Genomic DNA, 14,674 nt, shown 5'->3' with positions numbered 1-14,674 from the left:
GCGGTGATCAATGCGAGCGATGCCGGGGGCCGCCAAGCCCCGGTCTATTCCCTGGTCATTCCGATCTTTAACGAGGAAGCGGTGCTACCGCTGCTGGTGCGGCGGATCCGCATGCTGCTGGACGCGCTGGACGGCCGTGCCGAAGCGATTTTCATCGACGATGGCAGCCGCGACACCAGCCTCATCTTCCTGCGCGGCATGGTTGCCGAGGACGACCGCTTCCGGCTGATCGAGCTGTCGCGCAATTTCGGCCACCAGATCGCCATCACGGCCGGCATGGATGCTGCCGCCGGGGACGCCGTCATCGTCATGGATGCCGACCTGCAGGACCCGCCGGAGGTGGTGCTCGATCTCGTCGCCAAGTGGAAAGAAGGCTACGAGATCGTCTATGCGCGGCGCATCCGGCGCGAGGGCGAAACCTGGTTCAAGCGGGTCAGCGCCAATCTGTTCTATCGCGCGCTCGAGCAGATGACCTCCGTCAGCATTCCGCGCGATGTCGGCGATTTCCGCCTCGTCGGCCGCAAGGCGCTCGAGACTTTCAAACGCATGCCCGAGCGTGACCGCTTCGTGCGCGGCATGTTCGGCTGGATGGGTTTCAAGCAGACCGCCGTGCCGTTCGAGAGGCCGACGCGGGCAGCAGGCGAAACCAAATATCCGTTCTGGAAGATGGTGCGGCTGGCCGTGCACGGTATCATCAGCTTTTCCGACAAGCCGCTGCGGCTGGCGCTGTGGGCGGGTCTGGCCATTTCCGGTCTCGCCGCCCTGCTTGGGCTCTACGCGGTGTTTTCCTGGCTTTTTGTCAGCGGCGTCGTCCATGGCTGGACATCGACGGTGGTGATCATTTCCTTCTTGTCGGGCATCAATCTGCTGATGACCGGCGTCATCGGCCTTTATGTTGGCGGCATTCATGCCGAGGTGAAACGGCGGCCGCTTTACGTCGTCGACCGGCTGACCGGCTTCGAAGAAGCGATCGCCGCCATCAGCAATTCCCAGGCGTCGAAAAAGACGCCGCCCGCGACGCACGAACGCCGGTTCGGTTGACTGTGCGCCAGGCGGTCAACGATCCTTTGCCCGGCTACCGGTTCTGGTCATGGGCCATGGGCCGTTCGGAGCCGGCGCGAATCCTGCGGTTTGCTACAATCGGCGGCGTATCGACCCTGATCTACGCCGTGCTGACCTTGGCCCTTTCGGCTCTGCATGGCTTTGGCAGGCCTGCGACAATCGCCTCGGTCGCTGGCTATGGCGCCGGCGCGGTGTTCTCCTATTGCGGGCATCGCTTCGTGACGTTCATGTCGGACGGCTCGATTGGCTTCGAGATCGTCCGCTTCGCCTGCGCCACGGCGATCGGGTTTCTGCTCTCGGTCGGGCTGGCCATGATCCTTACCGACGTAGCTGGACTGCCGCCACTTGTGCCGGTGGCAATCGCTTCCATCCTGGTTCCGGTCCTGAACTTCATTATCCTGCGCAAATTCGTCTTCGTGGCGGCCCGATGAGTACGGAGATCCGCACTTCGCTCATCGAGAGATCCGCCCTGACTTCGGCCCAGGGCAGCTCGCGAACGCTGCCACCGACCATGGTCATCTGCCTGCTCGTGCTGGTGGCGGCCGTGCCCTGGCAGATGCGCTGGGGCGTCATACCCGACACCAGTTGGGCAATCACCATGTCCGAGAAGGTGCTTGCCGGCTCACGGCTCTATGTGGATCTCTTCGAGGTCAATCCGCCGTTCACGCCGTGGATGTTCATGCCGGCCGTGGCCTTGGCGCACGCTCTCGGCATTTCGCCGGAAGTCGTCATTCATCTCTATGCCTATACGATCTGCCTGCTGGGTCTCGGCATTGCCGCGCGGATCGCTAGATTGGCCGGCTTTGCCGAGAACCATGTGCTGTTCTCGATGCTGCCGCTGTTTCTGGCACTGCTGATCATTCTTCCGGGCAACGCTTTCAGCGAGCGGGAACATCTGGGCATCGCCCTGTTTCTGCCGTTGCTGGTGTTGATGGCTTGGCGCGCCGCGCCGACGGAAGGGCGCACGCCGAGCTTGTCGATAGCGGCATTGGCCGGCCTTTGTGGCAGCGTCCTGGTGCTGGTGAAACCCTATTATGCGCTGATGGTGCTGGTTCCGGCGCTGTACGTGGCCTTTCAGCGCCGGTCGATTTGGTCGCTCTTCCGCATCGAATACTGGGTAATCGGCTTGGTCTGCGTCGCCTATCTCGTCGCCGTGCTGTACTTTTATCCAGAGTTCCTCAACACCATCTATCCGGTGCTGACCGACACCTATATGCGGCTGCGGGTGGTGCAAGCGCTGTTGGTCAAGTATGCACCAGCCTATCTCGTCGCTCTCTACATGTTACACTGGCTTCGGCCAGGCCTCTCCCTGTCGCCGATGATCGTGGTGTTCGTCCTGGCGTCATTGGCCGCCACCGTGCCTCTCGTCTACCAGGCCAAGGGCTGGCCTTATCATGCATTCCCGGCGATCAGCCTGATAGCGGCGGCGTTGCTGCTCAGAGCCATCCAGATTGACCCGGCGAGGCAATCGCTATCGGGCATGGGGCTGGCGCGGATGCTTTTGCTTGCCGCCACCATTTTGGCCAATGCTGTCCCCTTCTGGCCCAGCCAGAAGCCCAGCGCCGATTTCGTCGCGACGATAAATGCCGCGGTAGACCATCCGAAGGTCGCGCTCATAGGTTCGGACATTGCGGCGGGCCATCCGCTGACGCGAATGGTCGGCGGGAGCTGGATCTCGACGTACTGCAGCGATTGGCTCGGGGGATTTGCTACCTATTTCGCGAAGGTCGAGGCGCAAAGCGGCAACGAGGCGGGGGCCGAACACTACAAGCGGATCACCGATCGCTACATCGATGACAAGCTTGCCCAACTCGAAACCAACCAGCCATCGCTGGTCATTGTGCAGAAGGAGGACATCTTGTGGCTGACCGAGCTTTCCGGCCGGCAGGATTTCGTCCGCTTCATGCAACACTATCGCCAGATCGCGGAGGACGATACGTTGAGGGTCCTTGTTCGCGACGACTTTAGCCGGGCTCCGTCACCCGCCGCAGCGTCAGATTGATCCGGCCGCCATTTTTCAGCAGCGCCGAGGTCGACGGATAGATGCGGTCGACGCCGTGGAAGCAGAGCCGGCCTTCGCCGCCGAGCACGACGACGTCGCCGCTTTTCAGGCGGAACGATTTGGTACCGCCGTCGCGTGTGGCCCCCCTGCCCGTCACTTGGCCGACCCGGAACAGGCAATCATCGCCAAGTGACACCGAGACCACTGGGGCCGAGAAATCGGCTTCGTCGCGATCCTGGTGCAGACCCATTTTGGCGTCCTGCGTATAGAAATTGACCAGGCAGGCCTCCGGCGGATTCGGATAGGCGGCGACCTCCCGCCACAATTGCAGCAGCGCGTCCGGGATCGGCGGCCATGGCTCTCCGGTGAGTGGGTGCGTTGGCTGGTAGCGATAGCCCAGCTCCTTGTCGGTGACCCAGCCGAGCGTGCCGCAATTGGTCATGCGCACGCTCATCTCCTTGCCGGTCCGCGGCATCGCCGGCACGTACAGCGGCGCCCGCTGTACAATGGTCCTCACCTCTTCGACCAGCGCTTCCTGCGCCGCGCGGGACAGATAACCAGGCATGTGGCGGACGCCTTTGGGCAGAACGAGCATGACTTCGCCTCCGGTTGATACTGAAACCATGCCACCGCCAATCAGAAACAGCGACCCGAAAGCCACCGTTGTCGGCCTCCCTTTCTGTGGCAATGGTGAAACCTTGCGTCTGCGGTTCCGAAGGGGAGGCCGCTTTATGCACGCAGTCGGCGCGGTCCTTAGTCGTTCTCTACCCGGCCGCGCAGCTTTTTGATCGTGCCGCGCCCTGCCTTGCTTTGCAGCCGCCGCTCCACCGAGCCTTTCGACGGCCTGGTCTTCTTGCGCGGCGGCGGCGGCGGTTCCGCGGCCTTGGCGACCAGCGCCGTCAGCCTTGCCCGGGCATCGGCCCGGTTCTGCTCCTGGGTGCGGAAGCGGCCGGCCTCGATGACGATGACGCCGTCCTTGGTGGCGCGCTGGCCGGCGAGCTTGATCGTGCGCGCGCGCACGCGTTCGGACAGGCCAGCCGCATTGGCGGCGTCGAAGCGCAACTGGACGGCGGTCGCCACCTTGTTGACGTTCTGCCCGCCGGGACCCGACGAGCGGATGAAATCCTCGTGCAGGTCGCCCGGATGGATTACGGCTTCGTCTGATATGATGATGTCGTCGATCGGCATGCCGCAGTCATGGCGCGGCGGACCAAAAAAGAAAAGGCCCGATCGAGACCGCGCCTTTCAAGGATGCTTCGGTGAAGATGTCTCGACTATTCCGCAGCTTCCTGCAGGCGGGGTGCTGCGCCGAGCACGACGGCATCGACATGGCTCTCGAATTTCTCGAAGTTGACGGCGAACATGCCGACCAATCGCGCTGCCTGCCGGTCATAGGCTGCCTTGTCGGCCCAGGTCGAACGCGGGTCGAGAATGGCGCTGTCGACGCCAGGCACAGCAACCGGCACCTCGAAGCCGAAATTGGCGTCGGTGCGGAAACCGGACGCCTTCAACGAACCGTCAAGCGCTGCGGCCAGCAAGGCGCGCGTCGCCTTGATCGGCATACGCTTGCCGGTGCCGTAGGCGCCGCCGGTCCAGCCGGTGTTGACCAGCCAGCAATCGGCGCCGTGGCGGGCGATCAGCTCGCGCAGCAGATTGCCGTATTCCTTGGGGTGGCGCGGCATGAACGGGGCGCCGAAGCAGGTCGAGAACGTCGCTTCCGGCTCGGTAACGCCTTTCTCGGTGCCGGCCACCTTGGCGGTGTAGCCGGAGAGGAAGTGATACATCGCCTGCGCCGGGGTCAGCCGTGCGATCGGCGGCATGATGCCGAAGGCATCGGCGGTCAGCATGATGATGTTTTTCGGGTGGCTGGCCCGTCCGCTCTTCGAGGCATTGGGGATGAAATCCAGCGGATAGGCGCAGCGCGTGTTTTCGGTGAGCCGGCCGTCGTTGAAGTCCGGCACGCGGTCGGCGTCGAGCACGACATTTTCCAGCACCGTGCCGAAACGCTGCGTGGTGGCGAAAATCTCCGGCTCGGCCTCGGCCGACAGCCGGATCGTCTTGGCGTAGCAGCCGCCTTCGAAGTTGAAGATGCCGTGCGGTCCCCAGCCGTGCTCGTCGTCGCCGATGAGCGTACGTGACGGATCGGCCGACAGCGTCGTCTTGCCCGTCCCGGAAAGCCCGAAGAAGATCGCTGCGTCGCCGCCCGGGCCCTCATTGGCCGAGCAGTGCATCGGCATGACGCCCTTTTCCGGCAGCAAATAGTTGAGCATGGTGAACACCGACTTCTTCATCTCGCCGGCATAGGAAGTGCCGCCGATCAGCACGATCTTGCGGGCGAGATCGACCGCAATCACCGTATCGGTGCGGCTGCCGTGACGGGCCGGATCGGCGCGGAAGGACGGCAGGTCGATGATCGTCATCTCCGGCACGAAATCCTCGAGCTCGGCGGCCTGCGGGCGGATCAAAAGATTGCGGATGAACAGCGAGTGCCAGGCGAATTCGGTGATGATCCGCGTCGGCAGCTTCAGCTCGGCATCGGCGCCGCCGATCAGGTCCTGGACATAAAGGTCCCTGTCGGCCGCATGGGCAAGGAAATCGGCAAGCAATGTTTCGAACTGAGCCGGCGAAATCGCCTTGTTGTTATCCCACCAGATATGCGGCTCGGTGGCACTGTCGCGGACGACAAACTTGTCCCTGGGCGAGCGGCCGGTGTGCTGGCCGGTCTCGGCAAGCAGCGCGCCATGCGCGGTCAGCCTTGCCTCGCCACGGCGAATCGCGTCCTCGTACAGCGCCGCGGCACCGAAATTATAACGCACCGTTCCGGTAGTTTTCAGTCCGATGCGATCGATCGCGCAGGCGGAATTGCGTTTGCCGACTTCCGACATCAAGGGTACCTTCTTCTGGAATCGCCGCACTTTGCCGTCGTATTTCCGGCAGGCCCGCGAAGTGGGCTAAGATGGTCAGAACCAGAAAACCCAAATGATATCAAATCATTAATCGATTTAAAAAAATTGAAAGTTGTTTAAATCGTTTATATATGCAAAAAATTACAGTGGTTACCCAAAGGATTGGCCAGGGTCAGGCGTCCAATCTGCATAGAGGTGCGGGATGGGTCACCGGCAAGCCTTCCGTGACAGCGGACGGAGCCTGTGCCACATTTTGTACCTAATTTGTCCTGCAAAAGCCCTTTCTCTTATCGAAGAAGGGACAGCTCATGAGGGAGCCGCTTGAAATGGCAACAATCGCGCTTGTCGATGACGACCGCAACATTCTGACATCGGTGTCGATCGCCCTCGAGTCCGAGGGGTATCGCGTCGAGACCTACACGGATGGTGCGTCGGCGCTGGAAGGCCTGGCGGCGCGGCCGCCGAATCTCGCCATCCTCGACATCAAGATGCCGCGCATGGACGGCATGGAGCTGTTGCGCCGGATGCGGCAGAAGTCCGACCTGCCGGTGATCTTCCTGACCTCGAAGGACGATGAGATCGATGAGCTTTTCGGCCTCAAGATGGGCGCCGACGATTTCATCCGCAAACCGTTCTCGCAGCGCCTGCTGGTCGAGCGGGTGCGCGCCGTGCTGCGCCGCGCCAGCGCCCGCGAAGCTGCGGCAAAGGCGCCCAGCCAGCAGGCCCGTTCGCTGGAACGCGGCCAGCTCGTCATGGACCAGGAACGCCATACCTGCACCTGGAAGGGCGAGCCGGTGACGCTGACGGTCACCGAATTTCTCATCCTGCACTCGCTGGCGCAGCGCCCCGGCGTGGTAAAAAGCCGTGATGCGCTGATGGATTCGGCCTATGATGAGCAGGTCTATGTCGACGACCGCACCATCGATAGCCACATCAAGCGGCTGCGCAAGAAGTTCAAGGCCGTCGATGACGACTTCGAAATGATCGAAACCCTTTACGGAGTCGGATACCGGTTCCGCGAAGCTTGAGTTGATGCATGTCGCCCAAAAGTGGTCGCGTTTTTGGGACGACGACATGCATAAAACCAAAGACTAGGCGGGAGCTGCTATTCGATGGCAGTGGATGTACAGCGGAGCAGACGAACGAGCGCTGTCAGGCGGTCGCGGATTCTGCCCGCATTCCTGTCGAGGTTGACGGTGCCGATGCGCCGCTTCCTCGGCCACCACATCTTTTCCAGCCTGACCCGGCGCATCCTGTTCCTCAACCTGGCCGGCCTCGCCGTGCTGGTCACCGGCATCCTCTATCTCAACACCTTCCGCGACGGGCTGATCGACGCCCGCGTCGAAAGCCTGATGACGCAGGGCGAGATCATCGCCGGCGCCATTGCCGCGTCGGCGACGGTCGAGACCGATTCGATCAGCATCGATCCAGAAAAACTGCTCGAACTGCAGGCCGGTGAAAGCCTGGGGCCGGGCTCCGACCAGCTCGACAATCTGGATTTCCCGATCAATCCCGAGCGCGTCGCGCCGGTGCTGCGGCGGCTGATTTCGCCGACGCGCACCCGGGCCCGCATCTATGACCGCGACGCCAATCTGCTGCTCGATTCGCGCCATCTCTATTCGCGCGGCCAAATCCTGCGCTACGACCTGCCGCCGGTCGAGGACGAGCAGCCGGATATGCTGGAGCGCGTGCAGAAATTCGTCTTCGACTTCTTCCGCAACAAGGACCTGCCCGTCTACCATGAGCAGCCGGGCGGCAACGGTGCGGCCTTCCCGGAAGTGGTCAAGGCGCTGACCGGCAGTCCATCGACGATCGTGCGGGTGAGCGAACAAGGCGAGCAGATCGTTTCGGTGGCGGTGCCGATCCAGCGCTTCCGCGCCGTTCTCGGCGTGCTGATGCTGTCGACGGAAGGCGGCGACATCGACAAGATCGTCGCCGCCGAGCGCAAGGCTATTTTGCGCGTGTTCGGCATCGCCGCCCTGGTCACCGCCATCCTGTCGATGCTGCTCGCATCCACCATCGCCAATCCGCTGCGCCGGCTATCGGCGGCGGCAGTGCGGGTGCGGCGCGGCGTCAAGAGCCGCGAGGAGATCCCCGACTTTTCCGACCGCCAGGACGAGATCGGCAATTTGTCGGTCGCGGTGCGCGACATGACCAATGCGCTCTATGCCCGCATCGAGGCGATCGAAAGCTTCGCCGCCGATGTCTCGCACGAGCTGAAGAACCCGCTGACCTCGCTGCGCAGCGCGGTGGAGACCTTGCCGCTGGCCAAGAACGACAATTCACGCGGCAGGCTGATGGAGATCATCCAGCACGATGTCCGGCGTCTCGACCGGCTGATCACCGACATTTCCGATGCCTCGCGCCTCGACGCCGAACTGGCGCGTGAGGATGCCGCCACGGTCGATTTGAAGAAATTCATTACCGATCTCGTCGCCGTGTCGCGCGAAGCGACGCGCAACAAAAAGGCTGTCGAGATCGAATTCAAGGCCGCCAAGCTGCCGCAAGGCGTCAAAGGCTATTTCGTCACCGGCCATGATCTGAGGATCGGCCAGGTCATCACCAATCTGATCGAGAATGCCCGCTCCTTCGTGCCGGAGGACCACGGCCATATCGCCATTTCCCTGGCACGCTCGGGCAAGGTCAACATCGTCACCGTCGACGACAACGGCCCCGGAATCCGCGCCGACGCCATCGACCGCATCTTCGAGCGCTTCTACACCGACCGCCCGGCGGGCGAGGCGTTCGGCCAGAATTCGGGGCTTGGCCTGTCGATATCCAGGCAGATCGTCGAAGCCCATGGCGGCACGCTGACCGCCGAGAACATCCCCGGCACCAAGCCCGGCGACATCAAGGGCGCGCGCTTCGTCGTTACGCTGCCGGCCGAAGGCTGATCGCGGCTGCGCATGCCCGATCCCACCGCGGAACCCGAGAACATCCATGCCACCGCAGTCCTGATTGGCGAGCGGGGCGTCCTGATCACCGGGCCGTCCGGCTCGGGCAAGACAACGCTGGCGCTGGCGCTCATCGACCATTTCAGCCGGCTCGGGCTGTTTGCGCGGCTGATCGGCGACGACCAGCTGTTTGTCGCGGCGCGTTTCGGGCGGCTGGTCTGCCATCCGCCCGCCAGCATTGCCGGCCTCGCAGAGGTGCCCGGACTTGGTCCGAAGCCGCTTTTGTTCCAACCTGTGGGAGTCATCGACCTTACGATCCAGCTGGTTGCCGCTAACGCTGTGGAGCGTTTCCAGGAAGAGTCGAGCGCGACCATTGCCGGCTGTGTGGTGCCGCGCATCGACCTCGTTCAGCGCAACGTCACTGCGGCTTTGCCGGCGGTAATGGCGCGGCTGGCGATTGCGCCTTTCGTATGATCCGCCGCCGGTTTTTTGCTGCAATGCGTCAAATTGGCCATGGCCGACGCAATTTTGGGCTTGTCAACGCGCCGCGCGTCGACAAGATAGCGCTCCCGCCGCCTGGGATGGCCGGCGAGCATAAAAAGCGCCTGTGAAGCGGCGATGACGGGAGCCACCATAGAATGATCGGACTCGTGCTTGTAACGCACGGTCAACTGGCCGCCGAGTTCCGCCATGCCGTGGAACATGTCGTGGGGCCACAAGACAATTTCGAAACCGTGGCAATCGGCGCCGATGACGATATGGAGCAGCGTCGGCGCGATATCGTCGACGCCGTCGGCCGCGTCGACACCGGGACCGGGGTCATCGTTCTGACCGATATGTTCGGCGGCACGCCTTCCAACCTCGCCATTTCGGTGATGGAATCCGGTCGCACCGAGGTCATCGCCGGCATGAACCTGCCGATGCTGATCAAGCTGTCGTCGATCCGCAAGGGCGACAACATGGCGACCGCGCTCGACGAGGCGCAGGCCGCGGGGCGCAAATACATCAATGTCGCAAGTCAGCTGCTGAGCAGCAAATGAACGCGCTGTCGCCCGGTGAGATCGTGCGCGAGTTCCCGATCGTCAACCAGCGCGGCCTGCATGCGCGCGCCTCGGCGAAGTTCGTCCAGGTCGCCAGCGGCTTCGACGCCACCGTCCATGTCGAGAAGGATGGTCTCAAGGTCGGCGGCACCTCGATCATGGGGCTGATGATGCTGGCGGCGAGCCCCGGTTATTCGATCCGCGTCACCGCCAGCGGCGCTGAAGCCGCAGCGGCGATGGACGCGCTGGAGCAGCTGGTCGCCTCGCGCTTCGGCGAAGAGTGCTGAAGTTTTTGCTTTGAACGCCGTTGTCCCAAAACCGCGGGATACTTTTGGGCGGCATGCATCCCCGTAAAACACATACGCGCATAAAGATTTCTTTATATCCCATTGTCGTCTTGGCGGCGATCTGCTAGTCAGGCCGGCATTCCGCGCCCTTCGACGCGCCGTGTGGCGCAGGCGCATTCTGAAGACAAATCACACCGGAGCACTGCCATGACAGGTAGCAAGGACTATGTGGTCGCCGACATCTCGCTTGCCGGCTGGGGCCGCAAGGAACTCGATATCGCCGAAACCGAAATGCCGGGCCTGATGGCCTGCCGCGAGGAATTCGGCGACAAGAAGCCGTTGAAAGGTGCGCGCATCACCGGCTCGCTGCACATGACCATCCAGACTGCGGTGCTGATCGAGACGCTGAAGGCGCTTGGCGCCGATATCCGCTGGGCCTCGTGCAACATCTTCTCGACCCAGGACCATGCGGCCGCAGCCATCGCCGAGGCCGGCATCCCGGTGTTCGCCGTCAAGGGCGAGTCGCTCGAGGAGTATTGGGACTACACCGACAGGATCTTCCAGTGGGCCGATGGCGGCCTCTCCAACATGATCCTCGACGATGGCGGCGACGCCACGATGTACATACTGATCGGCGCCCGCGCCGAGGCCGGCGAGGACGTGCTGTCCAACCCGCAGAGCGAGGAAGAGGAATACTTCTACGCCCAGGTCAAGAAGCGCCTGAAGGCCTCGCCCGGCTTCTTCACCAAGCAGAAGGAAGCCATTCGCGGCGTCACCGAAGAGACGACGACGGGCGTCAACCGGCTCTACCAGCTGCAGAAGAAGGGCCTGCTGCCGTTCCCCGCGATCAACGTCAACGACTCGGTCACCAAGTCGAAGTTCGACAACAAATATGGCTGCAAGGAATCGCTGGTCGACGGCATCCGCCGCGGCACCGACACCATGATGGCCGGCAAGGTTGCGGTCGTCTGCGGCTATGGCGACGTCGGCAAGGGCTCGTCGGCTTCGCTCAAGGGCGCCGGCGCCCGCGTCAAGGTCACCGAAGTCGATCCGATCTGCGCGCTGCAAGCGGCGATGGACGGCTTTGAAGTCGTCACGCTGGAAGATGCCGCACCGACCGCCGACATCGTCATCACCACCACCGGCAACAAGGATGTCGTCACCCTCGACCACATGCGCTCGATGAAGGACATGGTGATCGTCGGCAATATCGGCCACTTCGACAATGAGATCCAGGTCGCGTCGCTGCGCAACCTGCAATGGACCAACGTCAAGCCGCAGGTCGACATGATAACCTTCCCGGACGGCAAGCGGATGATCCTGCTGTCCGAGGGGCGCCTGCTCAACCTCGGCAACGCGACCGGTCATCCGAGCTTCGTGATGTCGGCTTCGTTCACCAATCAGGTGCTGGCGCAGATCGAGCTCTACACCAAGCCCGGCCAGTACCAGAACCAGGTCTATGTGCTGCCCAAGCACCTCGACGAGAAGGTGGCGCGTCTGCATCTCGACAAGCTTGGAGCCCGCTTGACCGAACTTTCCGGCGAACAGGCCGCCTATATCGGCGTGACCCCGCAGGGTCCGTTCAAGCCGGAACACTACCGCTATTAGCCAAAGCGGCGTTTACCACTAGATATTGAAGCCGGGCGATTGACTTTTCGCCCGGCTTCTTTTTTGCGCGGATGATTCTTCACGCCGATTCCAGCACGCGCTATTGTGCTGATTCGTGGGCCGGGGACGAGGCCGGCGTACGCATCGAGAGCATGATTCGAACCGAAGGACCGCGTCAGCGAAAAGTGGGAAGCGGTTTTCGGAAAAGATCATGCCCTTTAGAAAAGAGTTAGGTCAGAAGGGCGTTTCCATCAAACGTGATCCTGATCTAGGCGGTCTTGCATTCAGGCGGCGAAGAGGACCAAGGCATGCCGGGGGAAAACCCGCCTCGCGCGGGATCGGCCGTTTCCGGCGGCCATGACGATTCCGATAGCAATGGCTCCGTCACGACAGGCGGTGGCCTGAAGAGGCGCGTTGGCGCCCGCACCGCCGGCTTTCTTGCCACCTCAGCTCTTGCCGGCCCGCTCACCTCGTTTGCCGCCCATGCCGAGCCGGCCATTGCGCAGAAGGCCGGACTGTCGGTCAGCGCGGTCGAAGTCATCCAGCTCGCCATGTTCGTCGGCGTCATGGGCGCGGCACTGGTCTCGGCCATCTTCCTGATCCGCGAAAGAGCCCGCACCTCGGCGCAGAATGTCGAACTCAGAGCCCGCATTGCCGACATCAATGCGGCGCTGCAGCGCTCCGAGGCGCTGCTCAATCTGCGTGACCAGCGCGTCATCGTCTGGGCGTCGGAGAACAAGAAGCCGGAGCTGATCGGCACGCTGCCGCTGGAAAGCGGTGCGCCGGACGACCGTGCAGCCTTCCTCGCCTTCGGCCGCTGGCTGATGCCGCGCTCGGCGGCGGCGCTCGAAAATGCCGTCGCTGGTCTGCGCGAGAAAGCGAAACCCTTTGATCTCGTGATCGAATCGCAGGCCGGGGCGCCGCTTGAAGTGCATGGCCGCAAGAGCGCCGCGCATGTGCTGGTGCGCTTCGTCTCGCTGTCGGAAACTCAGAGGAGCCAAGCCAGGCTGAAGATCGAGAACCAGCGGCTGGCCGCCGACTACGAGACCATGATCGGCCTGCTCGACGCCTTGCCGATGCCGGCCTGGCTGCGCGCCACCGACGGGCGGCTGAAATGGGTCAACCGTGCCTATGCCGGAGCGGTCGAGGCACCGAACGCCGAGACCGCGGTGCGCGAAGCCAAGGAATTCCTCGGCGCCCAGGCGCGCGAACAGATCGCCGCGCAGCACAAATCGCGCCCGATCTTCGAACAGACGCTGTCGACGGTGATCGAGGGCGACCGCCGGGTGTTCGCCGTCACCGACTTCGCCGGTGCCGACGGCTCGGCCGGTCTTGCCTGCGACACCAGCGCCACCGAAACCATTCGCGGCGAATATGAGCGCACGGTGCGCAGCCATGCCGACACGCTCGACCAGCTCAACACGGCGGTGGCGATCTTCGATGCCAACGAGAAGTTGCGCTTCTTCAACCAGGCGTTCCAGAAACTGTGGGGGCTGGACCCGGGCTTCCTGCACAGCGCGCCCGACAATGCGCTGCTGCTCGACCGGCTGCGCAGCGAAGGCAAGATCGCCGAGCAGCCGGAATGGCGGCGCTGGAAAGAAGGCCTGCTTGGCGCCTACCGCGCGGTGGAATCGCAAGAGCATTGGTGGCATCTGCCCGACGGCAAGACCATCCGCGTGGTGGCCAACCCGCAGCCGAAGGGCGGCGTGACCTGGGTGTTCGAGAACCTGACCGAGAAGATGGACCTCGAAAGCCGCTACCAGACGGCGGTGCGGGTCCAGGGCGAAACGCTCGACAATTTGGCCGAAGGCGTCGCCGTGTTCGGTCCCGATGGGCGGCTGCGCCTGTCGAACCCGGCCTTTGTCGCGCTGTGGGGACTGAGCCAGGATGTGATCAAGCCCAACGTCCATGTCTCGGCGATCCGCGATCTCAGCGACCAGCGCGCCGTCGACAGCCCGTGGGGCGGGTTCGTCGCCGCCATCACCGGTTTCGACGACGAGCGCCGCGACCGCCATGGCCAGACCGAACTGAAGAACGGCACAGTGCTCAGCTACGCCGTCATCCCGCTGCCCAACGGCCAGGTGATGATGACCTTTGTGGACGTCACCGACAGCGTCAATGTCGAGCGCGCGCTGAAGGACAAGAACGAAGCGCTGCAGAAATCCGACCAGCTGAAGAACGAGTTCGTGCAGCATGTCTCCTACGAGCTGCGCTCGCCGCTGACCAACATCATCGGCTTCACCGAGCTTCTGTCGCTGCCGGCGACCGGGCCGCTCAGCCCAAAGCAGCGCGAATATGTCGAGCATGTCGGCTCGTCATCCTCGGTGCTGCTCACCATCGTCAACGACATACTCGACCTCGCCACCGTCGACGCCGGCATCATGCAGCTCGACATTTCGGAAGTAAGCGTCGAGCGCACCATCGAGGCCGCGGCCGAACTGGTCGCCGACCGGCTGCAAGAGCATTCGATCAAGCTCCGGATCGACGCCGCTGCGGCGCCGAAGAGTTTTCACGGCGACGAGACCCGGGTTCGCCAGATCCTCTACAATCTGCTCAGCAACGCCGCCAATTACGCGCCGGAGGCGAGCACTATCACGCTTGCCTGCCGGCATTTGGAGCAAGGTGTGGAATTCTCCGTCCATGACAACGGCCCCGGCATGCCGCCGGACCTGCTCGATTCGGTGTTCCGCCGCTTCGAGCCGCGCACCAATGGCGGGCGCCGGCGCGGTGCGGGCTTAGGCCTGTCGATCGTCAAGAGCTTTGTCGAGCTGCACGGCGGCAGCGTGCGCATCGAGACCGGCAAGGACAAGGGCACCACCGTCATCTGCACCTTCCCCGATGCACCGTCGGGCATCCGCGCCGCGGCCGAGTAGCG

General features: G+C 63.2%; 13 protein-coding genes. 10 read left to right on the top strand and 3 right to left on the bottom strand.

Annotation, left to right across the window (positions count from 1 at the left end; translation table 11 throughout):
* Positions 1–3 precede the first annotated feature (3 nt).
* From AC3EMP_RS05070 to AC3EMP_RS05060, 3 genes are read left to right on the top strand one after another with little or no spacing between them, the layout of a single operon-like run.
* On the top strand, positions 4–1,041 hold the full coding sequence (locus AC3EMP_RS05070; protein ID WP_352669697.1) for a glycosyltransferase family 2 protein: 1,038 nt from the start codon (positions 4–6) through the stop codon (positions 1,039–1,041).
* Between the two features lie 2 nt (positions 1,042–1,043).
* The gene (locus tag AC3EMP_RS05065) at positions 1,044–1,493 is read left to right on the top strand and encodes a GtrA family protein (protein WP_050588575.1); all 450 of its coding nucleotides are present in this window, start codon (positions 1,044–1,046) and stop codon (positions 1,491–1,493) included.
* The gene (locus AC3EMP_RS05060) at positions 1,490–3,064 is read left to right on the top strand and encodes a hypothetical protein (RefSeq protein WP_352710604.1); all 1,575 of its coding nucleotides are present in this window, start codon (positions 1,490–1,492) and stop codon (positions 3,062–3,064) included. The genes AC3EMP_RS05065 and AC3EMP_RS05060 overlap by 4 nt, the downstream gene beginning before the upstream one ends.
* Here the strand turns inward: AC3EMP_RS05060 and AC3EMP_RS05055 are convergent.
* From AC3EMP_RS05055 to AC3EMP_RS05045, 3 genes are all read right to left on the bottom strand, one after another.
* The gene (locus tag AC3EMP_RS05055) at positions 3,027–3,659 is read right to left on the bottom strand and encodes an alpha-ketoglutarate-dependent dioxygenase AlkB family protein (RefSeq protein ID WP_023672310.1); all 633 of its coding nucleotides are present in this window, start codon (positions 3,657–3,659) and stop codon (positions 3,027–3,029) included. The two genes, AC3EMP_RS05060 and AC3EMP_RS05055, sit on opposite strands and share 38 nt — an antisense overlap.
* Positions 3,660–3,817: 158 nt before the next feature.
* The gene (arfB, locus tag AC3EMP_RS05050) at positions 3,818–4,252 is read right to left on the bottom strand and encodes an alternative ribosome rescue aminoacyl-tRNA hydrolase ArfB (RefSeq protein WP_023672309.1); all 435 of its coding nucleotides are present in this window, start codon (positions 4,250–4,252) and stop codon (positions 3,818–3,820) included.
* A gap of 86 nt (positions 4,253–4,338) precedes the next feature.
* A complete protein-coding gene (locus tag AC3EMP_RS05045; RefSeq protein WP_352710602.1) occupies positions 4,339–5,949 on the bottom strand; it encodes a phosphoenolpyruvate carboxykinase in 1,611 nt (536 codons plus the stop codon).
* A 347-nt stretch (positions 5,950–6,296) separates the two neighbouring features.
* Here AC3EMP_RS05045 and AC3EMP_RS05040 point away from each other — a divergent pair, with 347 nt between their 5' ends.
* From AC3EMP_RS05040 to AC3EMP_RS05010, 7 genes are all read left to right on the top strand, one after another.
* Positions 6,297–6,998, top strand: a complete 702-nt coding sequence (locus AC3EMP_RS05040; protein WP_010912942.1) for a response regulator transcription factor — start codon at positions 6,297–6,299, stop codon at positions 6,996–6,998.
* Between the two features lie 84 nt (positions 6,999–7,082).
* A complete protein-coding gene (locus AC3EMP_RS05035; RefSeq protein ID WP_023672307.1) occupies positions 7,083–8,864 on the top strand; it encodes a sensor histidine kinase in 1,782 nt (593 codons plus the stop codon).
* Positions 8,865–8,876: 12 nt separating this feature from the next.
* Entirely contained in the window at positions 8,877–9,338 is a 462-nt protein-coding gene (locus tag AC3EMP_RS05030; protein WP_352710600.1) for an HPr kinase/phosphorylase, read from the top strand.
* Between the two features lie 164 nt (positions 9,339–9,502).
* Positions 9,503–9,904, top strand: coding sequence for a PTS sugar transporter subunit IIA (locus AC3EMP_RS05025; RefSeq protein WP_023672304.1), 402 nt, complete (start codon positions 9,503–9,505; stop codon positions 9,902–9,904).
* Entirely contained in the window at positions 9,901–10,191 is a 291-nt protein-coding gene (locus tag AC3EMP_RS05020) for an HPr family phosphocarrier protein (protein WP_023672303.1), read from the top strand. Before AC3EMP_RS05025 ends, AC3EMP_RS05020 begins: the two co-directional genes overlap by 4 nt.
* Positions 10,192–10,398: 207 nt before the next feature.
* Positions 10,399–11,799: an adenosylhomocysteinase gene (gene ahcY, locus AC3EMP_RS05015; protein ID WP_023681401.1), complete on the top strand. Its 1,401-nt coding sequence runs from the start codon at positions 10,399–10,401 to the stop codon at positions 11,797–11,799.
* Positions 11,800–12,107: 308 nt separating this feature from the next.
* Positions 12,108–14,672: a sensor histidine kinase gene (locus AC3EMP_RS05010; protein WP_023672300.1), complete on the top strand. Its 2,565-nt coding sequence runs from the start codon at positions 12,108–12,110 to the stop codon at positions 14,670–14,672.
* The last annotated feature ends 2 nt before the right edge of the window (positions 14,673–14,674 follow it).

This window comes from Mesorhizobium sp. P160219, assembly GCF_057786095.1.
This window is presented reverse-complemented; position numbering and strand designations above follow the sequence as displayed.

Excerpts from the sequence above, each read along its gene's own strand:
- AC3EMP_RS05025 (WP_023672304.1), top strand. The coding sequence starts at position 9,503 with ATGATCGGACTCGTGCTTGTAACGCACGGTCAACTGGCCGCCGAGTTC.
- AC3EMP_RS05030 (WP_352710600.1), top strand. The coding sequence starts at position 8,877 with ATGCCCGATCCCACCGCGGAACCCGAGAACATCCATGCCACCGCAGTC.
- AC3EMP_RS05010 (WP_023672300.1), top strand. The coding sequence starts at position 12,108 with ATGCCGGGGGAAAACCCGCCTCGCGCGGGATCGGCCGTTTCCGGCGGC.
- arfB (WP_023672309.1), bottom strand. The coding sequence starts at position 4,252 with ATGCCGATCGACGACATCATCATATCAGACGAAGCCGTAATCCATCCG.
- ahcY (WP_023681401.1), top strand. The coding sequence starts at position 10,399 with ATGACAGGTAGCAAGGACTATGTGGTCGCCGACATCTCGCTTGCCGGC.
- AC3EMP_RS05045 (WP_352710602.1), bottom strand. The coding sequence starts at position 5,949 with ATGTCGGAAGTCGGCAAACGCAATTCCGCCTGCGCGATCGATCGCATC.
- AC3EMP_RS05060 (WP_352710604.1), top strand. The coding sequence starts at position 1,490 with ATGAGTACGGAGATCCGCACTTCGCTCATCGAGAGATCCGCCCTGACT.
- AC3EMP_RS05055 (WP_023672310.1), bottom strand. The coding sequence starts at position 3,659 with ATGCTCGTTCTGCCCAAAGGCGTCCGCCACATGCCTGGTTATCTGTCC.
- AC3EMP_RS05035 (WP_023672307.1), top strand. The coding sequence starts at position 7,083 with ATGGCAGTGGATGTACAGCGGAGCAGACGAACGAGCGCTGTCAGGCGG.
- AC3EMP_RS05040 (WP_010912942.1), top strand. The coding sequence starts at position 6,297 with ATGGCAACAATCGCGCTTGTCGATGACGACCGCAACATTCTGACATCG.
- AC3EMP_RS05020 (WP_023672303.1), top strand. The coding sequence starts at position 9,901 with ATGAACGCGCTGTCGCCCGGTGAGATCGTGCGCGAGTTCCCGATCGTC.